The sequence below is a fragment of the Rhodococcoides fascians NBRC 12155 = LMG 3623 genome, from assembly GCF_001894785.1.
Classification (GTDB): Bacteria; Actinomycetota; Actinomycetes; order Mycobacteriales; family Mycobacteriaceae; genus Rhodococcoides; species Rhodococcoides fascians.
In genome coordinates, this window is sequence record NZ_BCWW01000022.1 from 18,551 (window position 1) to 37,323 (window position 18,773).

19 protein-coding genes are annotated in these 18,773 nt (G+C 65.9%); 11 read left to right on the forward strand and 8 right to left on the reverse strand.

Annotated features, from left to right (window positions below; genetic code table 11):
• Positions 1–20: 20 nt before the first annotated feature.
• Positions 21–1,733 carry a dihydroxy-acid dehydratase gene (gene ilvD, locus RFA01S_RS26610; protein ID WP_027495252.1) on the reverse strand — a complete coding sequence of 571 codons (1,713 nt, stop codon included), beginning with the start codon at positions 1,731–1,733 and terminating at the stop codon, positions 21–23.
• 220 nt (positions 1,734–1,953) lie between these two features.
• On the opposite strand from ilvD, the gene RFA01S_RS26615 reads away from it, so the two are divergent.
• The 6 genes from RFA01S_RS26615 (at position 1,954) to RFA01S_RS26640 (ending at position 6,061) form a co-directional block, all read left to right on the forward strand.
• Positions 1,954–2,955 carry an Acg family FMN-binding oxidoreductase gene (locus RFA01S_RS26615; RefSeq protein WP_052060472.1) on the forward strand — a complete coding sequence of 334 codons (1,002 nt, stop codon included), beginning with the start codon at positions 1,954–1,956 and terminating at the stop codon, positions 2,953–2,955.
• Positions 2,952–3,833, forward strand: a complete 882-nt coding sequence (locus tag RFA01S_RS26620; RefSeq protein WP_032406345.1) for a universal stress protein — start codon at positions 2,952–2,954, stop codon at positions 3,831–3,833. Before RFA01S_RS26615 ends, RFA01S_RS26620 begins: the two co-directional genes overlap by 4 nt.
• Positions 3,834–3,886: 53 nt before the next feature.
• Entirely contained in the window at positions 3,887–4,297 is a 411-nt protein-coding gene (locus tag RFA01S_RS26625) for a pyridoxamine 5'-phosphate oxidase family protein (RefSeq protein WP_337588081.1), read from the forward strand.
• A gap of 104 nt (positions 4,298–4,401) precedes the next feature.
• Positions 4,402–4,674 carry a hypothetical protein gene (locus RFA01S_RS26630; protein WP_139278565.1) on the forward strand — a complete coding sequence of 91 codons (273 nt, stop codon included), beginning with the start codon at positions 4,402–4,404 and terminating at the stop codon, positions 4,672–4,674.
• A 47-nt stretch (positions 4,675–4,721) separates the two neighbouring features.
• On the forward strand, positions 4,722–5,087 hold the full coding sequence (locus RFA01S_RS26635; protein WP_139278566.1) for a hypothetical protein: 366 nt from the start codon (positions 4,722–4,724) through the stop codon (positions 5,085–5,087).
• A 95-nt stretch (positions 5,088–5,182) separates the two neighbouring features.
• A complete protein-coding gene (locus RFA01S_RS26640; protein ID WP_032406372.1) occupies positions 5,183–6,061 on the forward strand; it encodes a universal stress protein in 879 nt (292 codons plus the stop codon).
• 4 nt (positions 6,062–6,065) lie between these two features.
• On the opposite strand, the gene RFA01S_RS26645 is transcribed toward RFA01S_RS26640, so the two are convergent.
• Both RFA01S_RS26645 and lppU read right to left on the reverse strand, forming a co-directional pair.
• Positions 6,066–7,520 (reverse strand): MFS transporter, encoded by a 1,455-nt coding sequence (locus RFA01S_RS26645; protein WP_052060474.1) that lies wholly within the window; start codon positions 7,518–7,520, stop codon positions 6,066–6,068.
• Positions 7,517–8,119 carry an LppU family putative lipoprotein gene (gene lppU / locus RFA01S_RS26650; protein WP_032406349.1) on the reverse strand — a complete coding sequence of 201 codons (603 nt, stop codon included), beginning with the start codon at positions 8,117–8,119 and terminating at the stop codon, positions 7,517–7,519. Before lppU ends, RFA01S_RS26645 begins: the two co-directional genes overlap by 4 nt.
• Positions 8,120–8,223: 104 nt before the next feature.
• On the opposite strand from lppU, the gene RFA01S_RS26655 reads away from it, so the two are divergent.
• Positions 8,224–9,273: an ATP-dependent DNA ligase gene (locus RFA01S_RS26655; protein WP_032367457.1), complete on the forward strand. Its 1,050-nt coding sequence runs from the start codon at positions 8,224–8,226 to the stop codon at positions 9,271–9,273.
• A gap of 2 nt (positions 9,274–9,275) precedes the next feature.
• Complete coding sequence (locus RFA01S_RS26660) at positions 9,276–10,361, forward strand: DNA polymerase domain-containing protein (protein ID WP_032406350.1); 1,086 nt, start codon at positions 9,276–9,278, stop codon at positions 10,359–10,361.
• A gap of 91 nt (positions 10,362–10,452) precedes the next feature.
• Here RFA01S_RS26660 and nhaA read toward each other — a convergent pair whose 3' ends face one another.
• Positions 10,453–12,309 carry a Na+/H+ antiporter NhaA gene (nhaA, locus tag RFA01S_RS26665; RefSeq protein ID WP_032406351.1) on the reverse strand — a complete coding sequence of 619 codons (1,857 nt, stop codon included), beginning with the start codon at positions 12,307–12,309 and terminating at the stop codon, positions 10,453–10,455.
• Between the two features lie 212 nt (positions 12,310–12,521).
• On the opposite strand from nhaA, the gene RFA01S_RS26670 reads away from it, so the two are divergent.
• Positions 12,522–13,544: a zinc-binding metallopeptidase family protein gene (locus RFA01S_RS26670; protein WP_032375660.1), complete on the forward strand. Its 1,023-nt coding sequence runs from the start codon at positions 12,522–12,524 to the stop codon at positions 13,542–13,544.
• A 133-nt stretch (positions 13,545–13,677) separates the two neighbouring features.
• Complete coding sequence (locus RFA01S_RS26675; protein WP_081371428.1) at positions 13,678–14,418, forward strand: GAF and ANTAR domain-containing protein; 741 nt, start codon at positions 13,678–13,680, stop codon at positions 14,416–14,418.
• 18 nt (positions 14,419–14,436) lie between these two features.
• On the opposite strand, the gene RFA01S_RS26680 is transcribed toward RFA01S_RS26675, so the two are convergent.
• From RFA01S_RS26680 to RFA01S_RS26695, 4 genes are read right to left on the reverse strand one after another with little or no spacing between them, the layout of a single operon-like run.
• Complete coding sequence (locus RFA01S_RS26680) at positions 14,437–15,066, reverse strand: class I SAM-dependent DNA methyltransferase (protein WP_032367156.1); 630 nt, start codon at positions 15,064–15,066, stop codon at positions 14,437–14,439.
• Positions 15,067–15,079: 13 nt separating this feature from the next.
• Positions 15,080–15,829, reverse strand: a complete 750-nt coding sequence (locus RFA01S_RS26685) for a PIG-L deacetylase family protein (protein ID WP_032367155.1) — start codon at positions 15,827–15,829, stop codon at positions 15,080–15,082.
• Positions 15,823–16,821 (reverse strand): acyl-CoA dehydrogenase family protein, encoded by a 999-nt coding sequence (locus RFA01S_RS26690; protein ID WP_032406352.1) that lies wholly within the window; start codon positions 16,819–16,821, stop codon positions 15,823–15,825. The genes RFA01S_RS26685 and RFA01S_RS26690 overlap by 7 nt, the downstream gene beginning before the upstream one ends.
• A complete protein-coding gene (locus RFA01S_RS26695) occupies positions 16,818–17,537 on the reverse strand; it encodes a glycosyltransferase family 2 protein (RefSeq protein ID WP_032406375.1) in 720 nt (239 codons plus the stop codon). The genes RFA01S_RS26690 and RFA01S_RS26695 overlap by 4 nt, the downstream gene beginning before the upstream one ends.
• Positions 17,538–17,815: 278 nt before the next feature.
• Between RFA01S_RS26695 and RFA01S_RS26700 the strand changes: the two genes are divergently transcribed.
• Positions 17,816–18,730: a L,D-transpeptidase gene (locus RFA01S_RS26700; RefSeq protein ID WP_032406353.1), complete on the forward strand. Its 915-nt coding sequence runs from the start codon at positions 17,816–17,818 to the stop codon at positions 18,728–18,730.
• Positions 18,731–18,773 lie beyond the last annotated feature (43 nt).

Sequence of the window (18,773 nt, forward strand, 5' to 3'; positions counted from 1 at the left end):
GCTAGGGCTAGGGCGGGCGGCTAGATCAGCACCGCACCGTTCGATGCCGAACCGACCAGTTTCGAGTATTTGGCCAGCACTCCGCGGGTGTAGCGCGGAGGAAGCGGTGCCCAACCCTCCTGGCGTGCTTGCATTTCGGCTGCGTCGACGAGAACGTCGAGGGTGCCCTTGCCGACGTCGAGTCGGATCTGGTCGCCGTCGCGGACGAAGGCGATGGGTCCTCCGTCGACTGCCTCGGGTGCCACGTGTCCGACGCAGAGGCCGGTGGTTCCGCCGGAGAATCGGCCGTCGGTGAGCAGCAGGACGTCCTTGCCCAAGCCCGCGCCCTTGATGGCTCCGGTGATTGCGAGCATTTCGCGCATTCCGGGTCCGCCCTTGGGTCCCTCGTAGCGGATGACGACGACGTCGCCTGCCGCGATGGTGCCGTCTTCGAGAGCATCCATGGCCGCGCGTTCGCGCTCGAAAACTCGTGCGGTACCGACGAATACGTCGGAATCGAAACCGGCGGACTTGACGACGGCTCCGCCCGGGGCGAGTGATCCTTCGAGAATGGTGATGCCGCCGGTCGGGTGGATCGGCTTGTCCAGTGCGCGCAGCACTTTGCCGTCGGGGTCCGGGGGAGCGATGTGAGCGAGGTTCTCCGCCACGGTCTTTCCGGTGACGGTCATGCAGTCGCCGTGCATGAGGCCCGCGTCGAGCAGAGCCTTCATGACCACGGGGACACCGCCGATGGCGTCGACGTCGGTCATGACGTGCTTGCCGAAGGGCTTGACGTCGGCGAGGTGTGGAACTTTCGCTCCGACGCGGGTGAAGTCGGCGAGGGTCAGTTCGACCTGGGCTTCGTGCGCGATGGCCAGCAGGTGCAGCACGGCGTTGGTGGATCCACCGAAAGCCATGACGACGGCGATCGCGTTCTCGAAGGCTTCCTTGGTGAGGATGTCGCTGGTGCGGATGCCGCGTCGCAGCAATTCGACGACGGCCTCGCCGCTGGCGTGTGCGAAGCCGTCCCGGCGACGATCCGGTGCGGGCGGAGAAGCGCTGCCGGGCAACGACATTCCCATGGCCTCGGCGGCGCTGGCCATGGTGTTCGCGGTGTACATGCCGCCGCAGGCACCTTCGCCGGGGCAGATGGCGCGTTCGATGGTGTCGACGTCGGCGCGCGACATCAGTCCACGCGAGCAGGCACCGACGGCCTCGAAGGCGTCGATGATCGTCACCTGGTGCTCGCTGCCGTCGGACAGGGTGGCGAATCCGGGCAGGGTGGATCCGGCGTAGAGGAAGACGCTGGCGAGGTCGAGACGCGCGGCAGCCATCAACATTCCGGGCAGCGACTTGTCGCAGCCGGCGAGCAGCACGGAGCCGTCGAGACGTTCGGCGCTGATGACGGTTTCGACGCTGTCGGCGATGACCTCGCGGGAGACCAACGAGAAGTGCATGCCCTCGTGGCCCATCGAGATGCCGTCGGACACCGAGATGGTGCCGAATTCCAACGGATACCCGCCGGCCGCGTGGACGCCCTTCTTGACTTCCTTCGCCAGTCGTTCGAGCGAGAGGTTGCAGGGAGTGATCTCGTTCCACGACGACGCGACGCCGATCTGGGACTTGACCCAGTCGTCGTCGCCCATCCCGACGGCGCGGAGCATGCCGCGGGCGGCAGTCTTCTCCAGCCCGTCGGTGACGTCCCGGCTACGTGGCTTGACGTCGACTTCGGGTGGATTGTGCGGGGTCGTCATGACACTCCTGAACGGTCGGCGATGGTGGCTCCTCGGTCGCGTCCTCAGGTTCCGCCCCGAGTCGCATTCACCGTCAACACTAAACCTGTGGCGCTGCGCTCTTTCGGCATGCACCGGAATGCCCTCCATCGAGTGACGAACGGCCCTGTCGAGCACCGCGACATCGGGGCGACAGTGGGGGCGGATCCACCGCATCGCGGTGGGAGGTCGAGGAGAGACGATGAGCGATCAGCCGGATACGGCCGTGGTGGAAATGCTGGTGGAGCTCGCGTGTCGCGCGCCGTCGGTGCACAACAGCCAGCCGTGGAGGTGGACCTACTCCGAACACGGGCTCGATCTGTACACCGACACCTCCCGCGTGCTGGGGGTGATCGACCCGACCGAACGGCAGATGGTGATGAGCTGCGGGGCTGCGTTGGACCATCTCGAGAAGGCTGCCGCGGCGTTTCGGTGGAAGACCGAGATCGACCTGTTGCCCGCCCCGGGCACGCCGGATCATCTTGCGCGTATCCGCCTCGTGCACGACGCGCATCCTCGGTCGCGTGAGTTCGACATGTTGAGTGCGATCAATCGTCGGCACTCGGATCGTCGGGCGTTCGGACCGGTGCCGACCGATCGTGTTCTGACGCGGTATCTCGGTCGTCAGCACTACGGCACCGAGATGACCGTCTTGTCGGCAGAGTCGAAACAGACGTTGGCGAGGGCCTCGACGCTGAGCGCGGGCATCCGGAAGTTCGACGCGACGTACCAGGCCGAGATCAGATGGTGGGCCGGGCACTCGTTTCGTTCCGGCGGTATTCCGCCCGAGGCGCTGACGAACCGCGCGGATGCGTCGAGGGTGCAGGTGGGGCGAGCATTCCCCGAACCGCACCGCGTCGGCACGGTGGTTCCGCGGGAGCCGGTCGAAGACGAGTCCACAGTGGTGCTGCTCGGCACACCGTCGGACGAACGACTGGATTGGCTGAACTGTGGCCGTGCCATGTCGACGTTTCTGCTGGCAGCGACCGCGGACGGCTTGGCGACGTGCCCGTTGACTCACATGACGGAACAGGCCGGGAGCAGGCGACTCGTCCAGTCGTTGGCACCGCACATCGGCATGGCACAGGTGCTGATTCGAGTCGGTACACCGATGATCGGCGCCCCGGCGCCTCGAACGCCACGACATGCGGTGGCCTCGGTGCTGTCTGCTCCCGCACGCGCAACGAACAGGAGACGATCGTGATTCTCGCAGCACATCAGAAAATCGTGGTGGGGGTGGATGGTTCGGCCGGCAGTATCGGCGCTGCGCTCTGGGCGGCGACACTGGCAGAAAGGGTGGACTCTCCCCTGCTCATCGCCACTGCAGTACAGCAGCCTGTGATCTACATGGGCGAGCCCGCAGCGGTCGTGCCGAGGGAGGTGTGGGACGAGCAGCGCCGAGCGTCCGAACACATGGTGACCGACGTCGCTGCCGCAGTGCTGGCCCGTCATCCCGACCTTGCCGTCTCCACCTCGGTGGAGGAGGCGACGGCGTGCTCGATGATGGTCGAACTCTCCTCCACCGCGCGGATGCTCGTCGTCGGCAATTCGGGTTCCGGTCCGATCGTGTCCGCATTGTTCGGCAGTACGGCGCAGGAGACCTCGAACGCGGCCCTGTGCCCGGTGATCGTGTGGCGGGAGGGCGACGCCGGCTTCGACGCGCCGGTCCTCGTCGGTATCGACGGCAGTGCAACGAGTGAGGCGGCCGTCGAGCAGGCCTTCGATCTGGCCTCGTTGTTCGGTGTATCGATGATCGCCGCGCTCGCCTGGAACTCGTGGTCCCACGGTGCGGCGCTCTCCCCGCCGGGGCCGCATGACAGCATCGAGATCGAGCGTGAGCAGCAGATGCTGCTCTCCGAATGTCTGGCCGGGTGGGCCGAGAAATATCCGGATGTCAGTGTCGAACATGTAGTGCGGCAGGGTAATCCAGCGCATCTACTCGTCGATCTGTCCAAGCGAGCCGGCCTCGTGGTGGTCGGCAGTCACGGGCGAGGAGTGGTTGCCCGAGCACTGTTCGGATCGACCAGTAGCAACCTCACCCGCCACGCCCACTGCCCGGCGATGATCTGCAGAGACCGATGACCAACCGCACCGTACCGAATCGTGTGCGCGGAAGTGAGGATCGACGATGAGTTCTGGACTCCAACAAGGCTCATCGGCTTGCGCGACGGGCGACCGTCGCACGGCTGATCGGCCACGACCACTTCGGGCCCACCATCGACCCGGTCTCCATCGTGTGGAGCGGTAGTCGGGTGTATTTCTACGCCGAGGGGCGGTCGCGGCTGGGGTGGAGTGCGCTCGATTCCTCGGTCGTCCTGGAAGTGGACGCCGAGGACGACGCTCACCTGACCGTATCGACTGTCGTGATTCACGGAATCGCCCGTGCGGTCGTGGATGCTCGACTCGAAGTCCTCGAACAGCCACTGCCCCGGCCGCATTCGGACGGCCCGCCGATGCACCGACTCGTCGAAGTGACCCCGACGTCGGTGTCGGGGGTCGAGCTGATGCGTGGACCGACTGCGGGCGAGACGAATTCACGAGGGTGAGGCCGGGCCTCATGGCGGCAAGATCGGGACTTTCGACCCTGCCGTCGGCATCGAGAATTCGGCAATGTCGGTTCTACCGATTCGTCGACTTCGAGGAGTTCGAGATGAAGCAGCAAGTACACGACGGACACGACGGGCAGGCCGTGTTGGCCGAGGCCGAAAATGTCCTCGCCGAAGTGCTACTGGTGTGTGCCGTCGCCGCGGTAGGCCTTTTCCTGACGTTGCTCGCGTCCGGTGTGACCGGCTGGGCTGCGGTCTGCGGAGGTGCAGCAGCAGCGATGTTCGTGATGGCCGCAGTGAGCCTTCGTGCAGGGCAGCACGCCGCGCAAAGATCGCATGCGCCTTCGGGTTCCGATTCTGTGGCGGGGTCGATGTGACGCCGACTTCTGGCGGACGTGAGCCCGCGAGAGCAGGAACGACGAGGATGACCGACAGTGAAAGGCCACAGGTGACGGGCTCGATGCGGGTCGATTCCGACTCCGTAGTCGTCGAGATTCCGACGCAATCGGTACCGATGGTGTTTCCGGTAACCACTGCATCGATCGACGGTGTCGTCCATTCGGTGGTGATCGCCGAGTACGGGCCTCTCAGCGGGGTCTCGCCCGACGGACACATCCTCAGAACAGCCGTGCTCGAACGGTGGCCGGACGCTCGAGTGTTCGAGCGGCGCAGCACGGGTGAGCGCGGTGCGGACCCGCGCGGCTACGAGAGTTTCTACGTCGAATTGGAGCCGAGCGGTTGCCGAACCGACATCGATCTCGACGAGGTGTCCGCGCTCTTCGGAGGCTGACCGGACGCGAACACGGACTGCCAATTCGACTGCACTGCACATCATCACGTCATGGCGACTGTGCCGTGGCCGTCGACATCGAGAAGGAAGATCACATGAGTAATTCCACCGCCCGCACACTTCCCATCGTCGTGGGTATCGACGGATCGGCCGAGGCCGAGGCTGCAGCCCGATGGGCCGGCACCTACGCGGACAAGGTCCACGCGACCGTACGTCTCGTTCATGCAGTCCCGGTAGGGGATTGGTACGGGTCGGCAGCATTCGTCGACGGTGGCGCGCTGGAGAGGGATCTTCGCGCCATGGGCCGCAAACACCTCGTCCGAGCAGAGGGCGAGGTACACGCCGCCGCACCCGGGGTATCCGTGGACACCGTCAGTGTGGACGGCACCATAGCGTCGTACGTGGCCGACGTGGGAGCAGACATGGTGGTGCTGGGATCCAGGAAGTCGAGCGCGATCCGCGACCTCACCCTCGGTAGCAACACGCTGCGCGTCATGACGCACGCGAAGTGTCCGGTGTTGTTGCTCCGCAACGAAAACGACAAGGCCGACGTGGTCCGTCCGATAGTGGTCGGGATCGACGGCAGCGAACAGTCCGATCGAGCGCTGGGTGCCGCGCTCGAGATGGCCGACAACCTGGGCGCACCCGTGATCGCAGTCAACTACTGGGGGTTCGCGGCTCAGGCCGGCATCGGGATGAGCGCCGGCTACATCGACTGGCAGGCGGTGCAGGAAGACGAGAAGCGTTGGCTGGAAACACATGTGGAGAAGATGCACGAGAAGTATCCGGCTGTGCAGCTCACGACGGTCAGTGCCCAATCGAGCCCGACGCGAGGCTTGCGAGCGCTGTCTGCGTCGGCATCGATGCTCGTGGTCGGGTGCCGAGGTAGAGGTGCCCTCCGCGGTGCGATCCTGGGGTCGGTCAGTCAGAACCTCGTGCACCATGCCGAATGCTCGGTGTTGATCGTGCGGTGAGCAGTCAGTCGACGCTGCGTCTGACGACCGGTGGGGCACCCAGATCGCAGTGCGGTGGGCAGTCGGAGGTGTCGCCAGTGCTCTTGATCAGCGCCGCCGCGATGACGGCACCGAGTATTAAGAGCCCGGCGCACATCAGCATCGCCGAGTGGAATCCGGCCGAGAACACCTGTGGCGCGGAGTAATCGGACCCGGCAATGCCTGCCAATGCGGGCAGCGCGGCAACGGCGAGCAGTTGACTGGTTCTGGCGACAGCATTGTTGACGCCCGATGCGATTCCGGCGCGGTCGTCCGGTGCCGCGCTCAGGACGGCTCCGGTCAACGGGGCCACCAGAGCGGACAGGCCGAGGCCGAACACGACGACGGCGGGGAGAACATCGGCGACATAGGTGGATCCGGGCCCGATGCGCAGCATCAGCAGCAGCCCCGCCGCCGACAGCAGCGGCCCGACCGTCATCGGGATGCGCGGGCCGATGCGCCCCGCGAGCCGGCCCGCACGGGCCGACAGTACGAGCATCAGCACGGTGATCGGGATGGTGGACAATCCGGCTGCGACAGGGGAGAACCCGACCGCGAACTGCAGCTGCAACACCAGGAGGAAGAACACCCCGCCGAGCGCCGCGTACACGGCGAAGGTCACGAGATTGGCTGCCAGGAACACGCGCGAGGCGAACAGTGACGGCGGTACCAGCGGATCGTGGGTGCGGCGCTCGATCACCACGAACATTCCGACCGCGACGATCCCCAACGCGAGCGCAAGAACGTGGGACTCGATCAGGCCGTACGTCAGCAGCCCGAGGGCAGCGGCGACCGTGACCGCGCCGGGGACGTCGAGGCGACCGGCAGCGTGCGGATCACGGCTCTCCGGAACATGTTTCATCGCCACCCACACGACCACCACGGCCAGCGGAACATTGATCAAGAACACCGCGCGCCAGCCGACGGCGTCGACGAGCCAGCCGCCGAGCAGTGGACCGATCGCCGACGCCACTCCGCCCAACCCCGACCACAGCCCGATCGCGGCTCCGCGATCGTCGGATCTGATGGACGCCGAGATGAGCGCAAGTGAACCGGGGGTCAGCAATGCCGCGCCGATGCCTTGGAGCAGCCGCGCCGCGATCAACACCTCGATGTTGGGGGCAAGACCGCACAGAACCGAGGCCGCCGTGAACCAGACGGTGCCCCAGACGAACACCCGCCTGCGTCCGAGCCGGTCACCGAGCGAGCCGCCGAGCAGGATCAGCGACGCCAGCGCCAACGTGTAACCGCTGAGCGTCCACTGCAGCCCGGTGACACCCGATCCCAGATCCCCACCGATCGCCGGCAGCGCGATGTTGACCACGGTGGCGTCGAGCATCGCCAGAGACGACCCGAGCACGGTGGCCGCGACGATCCATCGGCCCCGCGCACTGGACAGAGAAATGGCTACATCGGGCCGCTCTGCAGGCTGCTCGGTCACAACTTCTCGACGCAGACGACGAAGTTGCGGGAGTCCTTCTCGAATCCGTACAGCGCGGGGTCGGGGCAGTCGTCGACCGACGTGGTGCCCTGCAGGATGGTCACGACCCGGCGGGTGTCGGCACCCGGGGTGGCGCAGTCGACGCGTTGCGCGAACTCGCCCACCAGGTCCATGCAGCCACCGACGATCCAGTCGATGTCGAGGCACAAGGCCCCTTGCTCGATGTCGAAGTACGTCTCGTAGTAGTACTGATCGGCGTCGGGCGGGCATTCGGCCGAGGTCGGAGTCTTGGCGAACACGACGTAGTTGGACTGCGGGGATCCGCAGGTCGCATTGGCCACGGTTGCGTTCTCGACCGTCCCACCGAGTTCGACGCATTGGCCGATCTCGACGTCGATGTCGACGCTGCCGCCCTCGTCGATGTCAGGGGTCGGGGAACTGGTGGTGGTGCGAGGCGGCGTCGTGGTGGTGGGAATGCTGGCACCGGAGATGGCGACGGCGGTCCCGGATACCTCCGAGGCGCATCCGCTCAGTAGCACCGCCGCGCAGGCGGACAGAGCGACGACGAAAGCGCGGACCGAACGAGTGGGTGACGCCATGGTGAGTCCTGCTCTCGACGAAAGAAGCGTGCTGGGTGCATCGACCGTATGTGTGTAGAAAATATCGGACTCGGTTGTCGGCCGCATGAGGCAGGATGAAGTGCGTGGATCTTCCTCTCGCCGTTCCGGTTGCGCCGATGCTCGCCAAAGCCGCGAAAGTGGTGCCTCCTCAGCCCGAGGACGGGCCGCCGGCGTGGTCGTACGAGCCCAAATGGGACGGGTTTCGCGCCATCGTGTTCCGCGACGGCGACGAGGTGGTGCTGGGATCGCGCGGCGGCAAGGACCTCGCTCGCTACTTTCCCGAGCTCGTCGAGGCCGTCAAGGCCGAGCTACCCGAGAAGATCGTGATCGACGGAGAGATCGTGGTGCCGCGCGAGAAGAACGGTTCCACGCGCCTGGACTGGGAGTCGTTGTCCGAGCGCATCCATCCCGCGGCGAGCCGAGTGACGATGCTGGCGGAGAAGACACCGGCGCAGTTCATCGGCTTCGATCTGTTGGCCGTCGGCGACGAGGATCTGACGGGTGAGCCGTTCTCGACCCGGCGGACGCGATTGCTCGACGCGGTGGGCACGGGCGGGCCGAGTTGCTTCGTCACCTCGGCCACCGACGATGCGGCCGTGGCCGAGGACTGGTTCGAGCGGTTCGAGGGAGCAGGCCTCGACGGCGTCGTAGCGAAGAAGCTCGACGGGCCGTATCTGCCCAACAAGCGCGAGATGATCAAGATCAAGCATGCCCGTACCGCCGACTGCGTGTTGATCGGCTATCGAATTCACAAGTCCGGCAACGGTATCGGATCGCTACTGCTCGGCCTCTACGATGGTGACGATCTCAGGATGATCGGCGGCGCATCGGCGTTCACCGACAAGCGCAGGCTCGAACTGCTGGAAGAACTCGAGCCGCTCCGACTCGGCGAGGACGTCACGTACGACGGCGAGGCGACGCGTTGGAATTCGTCCAACGATCGCAATTGGATTCCGGTGCGCATCGAGCGAGTCATCGAAGTCGCCTACGACCAGATGGAAGGCGCGCGGCTGCGGCACGTGGCCAGGTTCCTGCGCTGGCGACCGGATCGCGATCCGCGCTCGTGCGCCTACGACCAGCTCGAAGTGCCGGTGCGCTACGACGTCGCCGATGTGATTGCTGGAGGGCGATAGGCATGGCCGCGAAAACACCACCGGCGTTCGTGCAGGCGGGCGAGCGCGAAGTGCGAGTGTCGAGTCCCGACCGCGTGATCTACGAAGCGACCGAACGCACCCCGGAGATCACCAAACTCCAGGTGTGCGAGTACTTCGCCGCGGTGGGCGAACCATTGATGCGGGCCATCGGCGACCGCCCGACCGCGATGGAGCGGTGGCCCGACGGCTACCGCGAGGGCATGCGATTGGCGCTCGGCCCCCAGGACAAGGAGGGCGACGGTTTCTATCAGAAGCGGTTGCCCAAGGGTGCGCCCGAGTGGATCGAGACCGTGAAGATCGCGTTCCCGAGCAAGCGTACTGCCGAGGAACTGTGTCCCTCCGAAACTGCGTCTCTGGTGTGGGCAGCCCAGATGGGCACGCTGACCTTCCATCCGTGGCCGGTACGACGACCGGACGTCGACCATCCCGACGAGCTGCGGCTCGATCTCGATCCGCAGCCCGGGACGACGTTTGCCGACGCCTTGCGGGTCGCCGATGTGACGCGAGAGTTGTTGGAGGAGTTGGGCTTACGCGGCTACCCCAAGACCAGCGGCAATCGGGGCATTCACATCTACGTGCGCATCGAGCCCGAGTACACCTTCGAGCAGGTGCGCCACGCGGCCATCGGCCTGGGCCGAGAACTCGAACGTCGCGACGAGGGGGTGACCACCAACTGGTGGAAAGAAGAACGCGGAGAACGCATCTTCATCGATTACAACCAGAACAACCGTGACCGCACCATAGCCAGCACGTGGAGTCTGCGAGCCCGGCCCGGAGCGACGGTGAGTACGCCGATGACGTGGTCGCAGTTGGCGGACGTCACCGATCCGCGTGAGTACAACCTCGTCACCGTGCCGGAACTGGTGCAGGACGGCGACCCGTGGGCCGACATGGACACGAAGGCGTATTCGCTGGAACCGCTTCTGCACCTGTGGGAAACACTGCCGGGTGGTGAGCTGAACTTCCCGCCCGACTACCCCAAGATGCCGGGCGAACCGCCCCGAGTGCAGCCGTCGAAGAAAGTCGCCGAGCATTGGGATGCGGAAGGAAATCGCACCGACAGCTAGTTCCGCTCGGCCTGGGCAGGGTTGCACACTACGTAGCGTTGTCGACGGGATCCGGTCGATCGAGCCGTGTTCTGTGCAACCCGGCCCACCCTCACATGGATTCGAGTTCCCGGATCAACGTCGCCGCATCATATGGTCCGACGTGGCGGGTGAGGTTCTTGTCGCCGCGACCCAGGTAGAACGTCGGAGTGCCGCCCACATCGGAGGACGTGGCGTCGAGTTCGTCGTCCTCGACGCGCACCACGTAGTCGCCGGTGCGGATGTCGTCCTCGAATCTGTCCATGTCGAGGCCGAGTTCGCGTGCGTACCCGTCGATGTCGTCGGGTTCGAGGGCGTCGCTGTTGCGGAACAACACGTCGGCCATCTCCCAGAACTTGCCCTGCGCCGCGGCAGCCTCGCTGGCATACGCGGCGTAGCGGGCATGGGGGTGGTAGTCGTCCAGCGGCAGGTGTCGGTAGACGTACCGGAGGTCGTCGCCGAAATGCTTGCGTACCTCGGCGACGCTGCCGGTTGCTTTGCTGCAGAACGGGCATTCGAAATCGGCGTATTCGACGATCGTCAGCGGAGCGTCGACGGGCCCGCGGATGTGATCGCGCTTGGCGCTGACCGGACGCAGAATACGCAGCGACGCTTCGGCTTTCGGCGGGTGGATCCTCGCGTCGATGCGGAACAGAATCCAGCCGAGCAGGGCAGCGATGACCGAGGCCGCCAGCACGCCGACGCGGGCCTCGTCGGCCAGCAGCGGATCGTCGAGCGCGAGATCGATGATGAACAGCGAGATCGTGAATCCGATTCCGGACATCACCGCACCGCCCGCGATGTGCGACATGGTCAGCCCCGGAGCCAGAGCCGAGGGTCGCAACTTCGCGAAAATGGCCGAGGCCCCGGTGATTCCGATGAGCTTGCCGAGCACCAGGCCGGCGATGATGCCCCAGGTGAGCGTCGACGTGGAGGCAGCCTTCAGGGTGTCCGAGCTGAGCACCACCCCGGCATTGGCGAGCGCGAAGATCGGCACGATGATGAACGCGGTGTACGGCTGATACAGGCGCATCAGTCTCTCGTTGACCGAGACGGCTTGATCCAGGCCGAGTCTCGCGGCGCGGGCGTATTCGGGATTCGGCGATTGACGGAAGGCGCGGGTGAGGTCCGAGGCTCGTTCCACCTCGGAGCGACGCGGCGGGTACACCGGAAGAATCAGTGCGATCATCACGCCGGCGAGCGTGGGGTGAACGCCCGACTCGTACATCGCGACCCACGTGAACAGTGCGACGACGAAGTACCCGACACCGCGCCACACTTCGAGCCGACGCAACAGGAAGATCAGTCCGAGACCGATGAACGCCAACACCAGCGGAACCACGTCGAGATCGTCGGTGTAGAAGAAGGCGATGATCGCCAGCGCGCCCACGTCGTCGGCCACGGCCAGCGTCAACAAGAAGATCCGCAGCCGCGCGGCCTTCTTCGGGCCGAGTACCGCCAGGGCACCGAGCAGGAACGCGGTGTCGGTGGAGATGACCACGCCCCAGGCCTGGGCGGCCGGGCCGGAGGGGTTGAAGGCGAGGAACAGCAGCGCGGGTGCGGCCAGACCGGCGATTGCAGCCACGATGGGAATCGCTGCGCGCGATCTGTCGGTGAGCTCACCCATCGCGAACTCGCGTTTGACCTCGAGGCCGACGACGAAGAAGAACAGCGCCATCAGCCCGTCGTTCACCCAGTGGGCGAGGTCGAGGGAGATGCCGTGTTCACCCACGGTGATGGACAGCTCGGTGTGCCAGAACGACTGATAGGTGTCACCGAGTGGGGAGTTCGCCCAGATCAGGGCGATCAACGTGGCCACCAGCAGGAAGCCCGCGGCCAAGGTTTCACTGTTCTTCTCGCCGCGAGCCCGCGAGATCCGTTCGACGAATCGTGCCATCGGCCGGTCCGTCGGCGTGATCTGATCTGCCATCTGCAGCCCGGGTCCTTCCTCGGAGGTGTTGTGAAGCAGTCTGTACCAACACGGCGGTCGACGCTTTACTTCCACGCAGGTCAGTACCCTGGATGGTTCTCTTGCCGGGAAGCGTTGTCGAAGAGATGTGCACGACATATTCGGCGAACGGCATTAGTCCGCCGAGAATCGGGAATACGAGCCCGACTCACCCCTGCCACTAAGGAACATCCATGCGTGATTTCATCTGCCGCAAGTGCGGACAGAAGCTGTCGTTCGAGAACTCACTGTGTCTGAGCTGCTCGAGCGCACTCGGCTTCCATCTGCCGAGCAGAGCCCTCCTGGTGCTCCCGGACAAGGAAGACGGCATCTCCGAGGCCGAGGTGGACGGTGCCGTCTGGAAGACGTGTGCCAATCTCAACACCGCGCGCTGCAACTGGCTGGTCGACGCATCCGATTCCGACGACCTGTGCCTGTCCTGCCGGCTGACGCGGACTCGCCCGGCCGACGACGACTTGGACGCGATGGCCGCCTACGCGGACGCGGAGACCAACAAGCGTCGCGTCATCCTCGAGCTCACCGAGCTGGGCCTGCCGATCGTCGGCCGGGACGAGGACGCGTCCACGGGTCTGATGTTCGATCTGCTCTCCAGCGCCAACCAGCAGGTGATGACAGGGCACAACAACGGTCTGATCACCCTCGACCTCGCCGAGGGCGACGACGTGCACCGCGAGCAGCTCCGCGTGGAGATGTCGGAGCCCTACCGCACGCTGGTCGGGCACTTCCGTCACGAGATCGGCCATTATTACCAGATGGTGCTGGTCGGAGACGGTGAACACCGCGCGGCGTTCGAGGAACTGTTCGGCGATCCGGATTCGAGCTACCAGGACGCGCTCGATCGCCACTACAGCGAGGGCGCACCGGAGGGCTGGGAGGACACCTACGTCTCGTCCTACGCCACCATGCACCCCGCCGAGGACTGGGCCGAGACCTTCGCCCACTACCTGCACATCCGCGACACCCTCGACACGGCCGCGGCCTTCGGGATGGCACCGGCCGGATCGACACTCGAAAGCCCGCTGCCCGGCGAGGTCGGCTTCGATCAGATCATCGACTGGTGGCTGCCGTTGTCGTGGGCACTCAACCAGATCAACCGATCGATGGGTCACCAGGACCTGTACCCGTTCGTGCTGCCGGCGACCGTCGTGAAGAAGATCGGCTTCGTGCACTCTCTGGTGGCACCCAGCGCTCTGTGAGCCTCGCTCACGGTCGTTGAGCTCAGCGCCCAGGGGCGTATCCTATGTTGTCGGCATCCGCCGATACCGGGTACGCCCCCTGCGCATTAGTGGGCAGAGTGCAGTCGCGGGCAGAGTGCAGCAGTAGGACGAGGTGACCACCATCAGCGAGCAGACACTGAACGCGTCGGGTGCCCTCCCGCGGGTTACCGACTTCCAGCTGAGTCGCCGGCTGGCCGAGGTGGCCGAGAAGCTGCGGCGTCAGCATTCCGATCCCGATCGCGTCCTGGCCATGATCACCGAGGCCGCGGTCGCTCAGGTCCCCAATGCCGAGTACGCATCCATCACGACGGTCATGCAGGGCAAGTTCGTGCACAGCGCAGCCCTTTCAGGAGAAGTTGCCGGGCACTGCGACAAGATTCAGGAGCAGCTGGGCGAGGGGCCCTGCCTCGAGTCGGCGATCGAACAGACGACCATCCGTATCGACGACATGGACAGCGAGACCCGCTGGCCACAGTTCACCGATGCAGCGTCTGCGCTCGGGGTCAAGAGCATGATCTGCTTTCAGCTCTACGTCGAAGGGTTCAACTTCGGCGCACTCAACCTGCATTCGACGCGAACCGGCGCATTCTCGGCCGAGGCCGAATCCATCGGTTCGTTGTTCGCTGCGCACGCGGCCATCGCGTTCTCCAGCGCCAGGGAAGAACAGCAGATCAGGGCCGCGCTGACCAGCCGGGATCTGATCGGGCAGGCCAAGGGCATGCTGATGGAACGCTACAACCTCAATTCGCAGGCGGCATTCGCGTTGCTGGCCAAGCTCTCTCAGGACACCAACGTCAAGCTGGCCGATCTCGCCGTGCAGTTGGTCGACGACGCGGCGAAGTCCACCCAATAGCGACCGGGGCCTCGGGCCTCATCGCACGTCGAGTCCGTCGGTGCTGGCGACCGATACGGCGGGAACATCGGTGGCGATGAACACCTCGATCCGCACGTCCTCGTCCAGATAGCGGCTCAGTGCAGCCAGTCCGGTTGTGGCAGCGATGATCTCGTGAACCCGGTCGCCCGAGATGGGATAGTCGTCCACGTCGTGACGCCAATGCGCGGCCACCAGTGTGCCTCCGGCCTCCAGCCGCCCGACGATGCGGCTCATGGCGGCCGCCAGGTCGTCGTCGTCGAGGTAATAGCCCACCTCGCTGACGACGATCAGATCGAACTTCTCGTGGGGATTCGGCAACGCCGATACGTCGTCGGAGAGGGACCACAGTGCGAAATCGACTGCAGCACTCTCGCCTACGCGCGCGCGAGCCGTATCCAGTGCGCTCTGCACCACGTCTGTCGACACCAGATGCTCGCAGCGGGCAGCGAGCTGTTCGGTGAGCACACCGATGGAGCAACCGGGTTCGAGGCCGCGTCGATAGTGCGGCTTGGGCAGCGATGCCAGGGTGAGGGCATACTTGCGACGCTCGTACCACTTGCTGTCGAGCATGAACGGATCCTCGTGCGCGGCATACACATCGCGGAAGTATTCCGGACTCAAGCTCATGCGGACAGCCTACTCATGCGAAGACGACTTCGAACGGACGTCGGAACCGCGTCAGGATGTGCGGTGGCAACACTGCGCGATCCGCCGGGTGATCGGACAGCGGTCGAATCTGAGATTCGAAACGCTCGATCGACGCACGCTTGGCCTCGACGGCGTGCGCGGGCAGGTCGATGCGGCGACTGCGTGACCACGGCACCGCCCGGTGTTCGGGAGTTGCCCAGTGCCACATCCAGATCGGATATTCCACCACCGGTATCCCCGCGACGGCGGCCGCGGTGAGGCAGGCACGCGCCGTGGCTTCGTGATCGGGGTGGCCGTCCCCGCGCCACGGCGTCAGGCACCAGGTACCCGGAGTGGCGTCGAGCAGCGGTACCAGCGCGCGGGCCAGAGCGTCCTCGTGCTTTTCGACCTCGCCGTCGGTGAACTGCAGCCGTGTCGGCGGCTGAACGATGCCCAGTTCGGCGAGGGCACGCTCGGACTCGACGGGGCGCAGGGCGCGGAGGTCCTCGGCCGTCACCGTCGGAGATCCCGGATGCGAACCGTCGCCGTCGGTGACCGCGACGACCCGCACGTCGACGCCCGCAGCTGCGGCCATCGACAGCAACCCGCCGACGCCCAGTACTTCGTCGTCGGGATGGGGTGCCACGACGACCATGGTGACGACGTCGCTCCAGTGCAGACCGGGAATGGACCAATCTGCGGACAGCCAGTCCGATTCGGCGGTACCGAGGTCGACATCGGCGTCGAATGCGTTCTCTACCAAGGGTTGTCTTCCTGTGCGATGTCGTGTCCGAGGGCTTCGAGGTCGCGTTCGGCGTGGCTCTGTCGCAGATAGACGGTGAGGTCGGCAACGCGTCGAGCATGCTCTGCGTCTGCGCACAGCGGGCCGGCACCGAGCGCTCGCCCAACGCGGTCGATGCACTGCGTGGCGGCATCCTCGACGACGGCGCGCACGATGCGAGCACGGATCCGAGCGCGGCCGGAGCGGTCGAACGGATCTGCGTCGACCTCGGCCGCCGCGGTGGTCAGGGCACTCGACGCGGCTCCGAGAGCCGATGCGATGGCACCGAGGTGAGCGGCGCGATGTGGGTCGGGACGCGAGCGCACGGCCGCATGCAGGGTGTCGGCCACCGCGCAGGCGCTACCGAACCAGACGGCCGACACCCCGATCGCCCCATGCCAGAAGCCCGGCCTGGTCAGGTAGTCCGTCGGTCCACCGACCACGACCGCGGGGACGCGATCGAATTCGACCGAGCCCGAGTCGCTCTCGCGCATTCCGACGGCATGCCACGTGTTCGGCACCGGGGCAGCACCCGGATGCGTCAGATCCACTGCGAACAATCGCGGCTCGCCGTCGACGCGAGCGGTCACGAGTGCGTGGGTGCAGACGGACGCCCCCGAACACCACGGCTTGGTCCCGGACAGGAGCCACCCCGATTCGCCGCGTACCGCTTCGAGAATCGGAGCCGGGGGTTCCGCAGCCCACACGCCCCAGATCTGGCCACGCTCGGGCGTCGGGCCGTCGAGCTCGTGCAGAATCGCGATCGCATCGGTATGTGCCTCGGCCCAGCGGCCCAGAACGGTGTCGTGCCGACCCAGCGCAGCCAGCGACTGCCACCGGTGGTCTGTGTTTCCCGAGCCGGGGAGAGCCAGATCCAACCGCCCGTCGGCCTCGAACGCGAGAAACTGCGCGCGTAACGCCGACTCGAGATCGGTGGTGCGATCGGTGGTGTCGACGAATCCGGTGTCGGTCATGCAGAAGGCTCCAGAGAACGAAGGAAGCCGGCCATACCGTCGGGTGCTCTGCCGCGCAGGCGGCCCGAAGTATCGACCGGAATGTCACACACTCGGCGGCACACGGTGCCGCCGAGCTCGAGACGACGGACCAGGTCGTGATCCTCGCCGGTGGCGAGCGGCGCGAACCCGCCGACCGCCCAGTAGTCCGTCGCCCGAACACCCAGGTTGGCACCGTGGACGTGGGGATGGCCCGCCTCGTTCACGTACTGAGCGTTATAGGAGGAGCGCAGTGCTTCGTCGTCGACGATGCGGTCCTCGAAGCGCACCGACACCGTCCCGACCACGGCCCGGGCACCCTCGGCGGCGTGCCGCAGATGCCCCACCAGCCACTGCTCGCCCACGGTCGAGTCGGCGTCGGTGGTGGCGTACCACGTGTCGGCGCGGCCCAGACCGCCGTTCAGGTCCGCTGCGAATCCGGCCGCCCGCGCAGCTCCCACGTTGCGATGGGCCACCGTCACGACCGAGACGGACGGGTGACGCGCCGCGACACGCGCCGAACCGTCGGTGCATGCGTCGAGAACGACCGTCGTAGATACCGTCACCGGGGCGACGTCGGCGACGCGACGTGCGGCCTTCGTCAGAGCATCCAAGCAGGCGTCGAGCAGATCCTGTTCGTCGTGTGCGGGCACGACGACGACGATGCGACGGACTGGAGTGCTGGTATCGACAGTCACGAGCCACCCTTTCGGACACCGGACCTCGAGCCCGTTGCGGAACCGCCGGTGGCTGGACGGAGTACGTTGCATGCGACATACCCGTTCGCAGACGATCGACACCTACGGCTCGAAGAAGGGGCTCGGGTGGCGGGAAGCTACTCGTCGTCGTGGATTCCGTCGTCGTTTTCGGCAATATCCGATTAGCAAAAGTCCGGGTGGTATGTGTTAATGGGCGTTGCCCCGCGGCAGCACTGCTACTGGGCATCACGACGCAGTACGAAGGATGGTCGGGTCACATGGCAACTCAGGTTCGCACTCGCAGGTTCGCCCGTATCGGGGCAATTCTCGCAGGTACGGCGCTCGCCGCCTCTGCAGCATTCGGATCTGCCCAGGCGGCTCCGCTGTGGCCGGGCGGCCCCGACGTGTCGATCCCCGGCTTGCCCGGATCCTCGGACCCGGCGGCACCGGCACCCGCCCCGCAGCAGCGGGTGGCACCGTTGGCACCGGCGAACTTCGCCGATCCCAGCATCAGCCCGTCCGGCGGCGAGGTCGTCGGAGTGGCGCAACCCATCGCGATCCGCTTCGACGAGGCCATCGGAGATCGCGACGCCGCACTGCGCGCCATCCGGATCACCACGAACCCGTCGGTCGACGGCCACTTCTACTGGATCAACGACACTCAGGTGCGGTGGCTGCCCAACGAGTTCTATCCGGCGCACACCCAGGTGACCGTCGAAGCAGGCGGAGCGAAAGCCGAGTTCTCCACCGGCGACTCGATCATCACCACGGCCGACGACAACACCAAGCAGATCACCGTCACCCGCAACGGCGAGGTCGTTCGCACGATGCCCACCTCCATGGGCAAGGTCGGCCACGAAACCCCGAACGGCACCTACATCGTCGGCGAGCGCTTCCGCGACATGTATATGGACTCCTCCACCTACGGGGTGCCGGTGGACTCCGAAGAGGGCTACCGCACGTACGTCGAGTACGCCACGCGCATCTCGTACAGCGGCATCTTCGTCCACGCCGCACCGTGGTCCGAGTCGCAGCAGGGGTACTCCAACTCCTCGCACGGCTGCCTCAACGTCAGCACCGAAGACGGCAAGTGGTTCTTCGAGAACGCCCAGAAGGGCGACCCCGTCATCGTCGTCAACACCGACGGCGGCACCCTCAGCGGATCCGACGGCCTCGGAGACTGGAACCGCTAGAGCGGCTTCGCCGCATGTGAGTGGAACTTCGACCCCTGCTACG

What these genes read in the sequence shown, in the direction of transcription:
- ilvD (WP_027495252.1), bottom strand. Translation starts at nt 1,733, where the DNA reads ATGACGACCCCGCACAATCCACCCGAAGTCGACGTCAAGCCACGTAGC.
- RFA01S_RS26615 (WP_052060472.1), top strand. Translation starts at nt 1,954, where the DNA reads ATGAGCGATCAGCCGGATACGGCCGTGGTGGAAATGCTGGTGGAGCTC.
- RFA01S_RS26630 (WP_139278565.1), top strand. Translation starts at nt 4,402, where the DNA reads ATGAAGCAGCAAGTACACGACGGACACGACGGGCAGGCCGTGTTGGCC.
- RFA01S_RS26635 (WP_139278566.1), top strand. Translation starts at nt 4,722, where the DNA reads ATGACCGACAGTGAAAGGCCACAGGTGACGGGCTCGATGCGGGTCGAT.
- RFA01S_RS26640 (WP_032406372.1), top strand. Translation starts at nt 5,183, where the DNA reads ATGAGTAATTCCACCGCCCGCACACTTCCCATCGTCGTGGGTATCGAC.
- lppU (WP_032406349.1), bottom strand. Translation starts at nt 8,119, where the DNA reads ATGGCGTCACCCACTCGTTCGGTCCGCGCTTTCGTCGTCGCTCTGTCC.
- RFA01S_RS26660 (WP_032406350.1), top strand. Translation starts at nt 9,276, where the DNA reads ATGGCCGCGAAAACACCACCGGCGTTCGTGCAGGCGGGCGAGCGCGAA.
- nhaA (WP_032406351.1), bottom strand. Translation starts at nt 12,309, where the DNA reads ATGGCAGATCAGATCACGCCGACGGACCGGCCGATGGCACGATTCGTC.
- RFA01S_RS26670 (WP_032375660.1), top strand. Translation starts at nt 12,522, where the DNA reads ATGCGTGATTTCATCTGCCGCAAGTGCGGACAGAAGCTGTCGTTCGAG.
- RFA01S_RS26680 (WP_032367156.1), bottom strand. Translation starts at nt 15,066, where the DNA reads ATGAGCTTGAGTCCGGAATACTTCCGCGATGTGTATGCCGCGCACGAG.
- RFA01S_RS26690 (WP_032406352.1), bottom strand. Translation starts at nt 16,821, where the DNA reads ATGACCGACACCGGATTCGTCGACACCACCGATCGCACCACCGATCTC.
- RFA01S_RS26700 (WP_032406353.1), top strand. Translation starts at nt 17,816, where the DNA reads ATGGCAACTCAGGTTCGCACTCGCAGGTTCGCCCGTATCGGGGCAATT.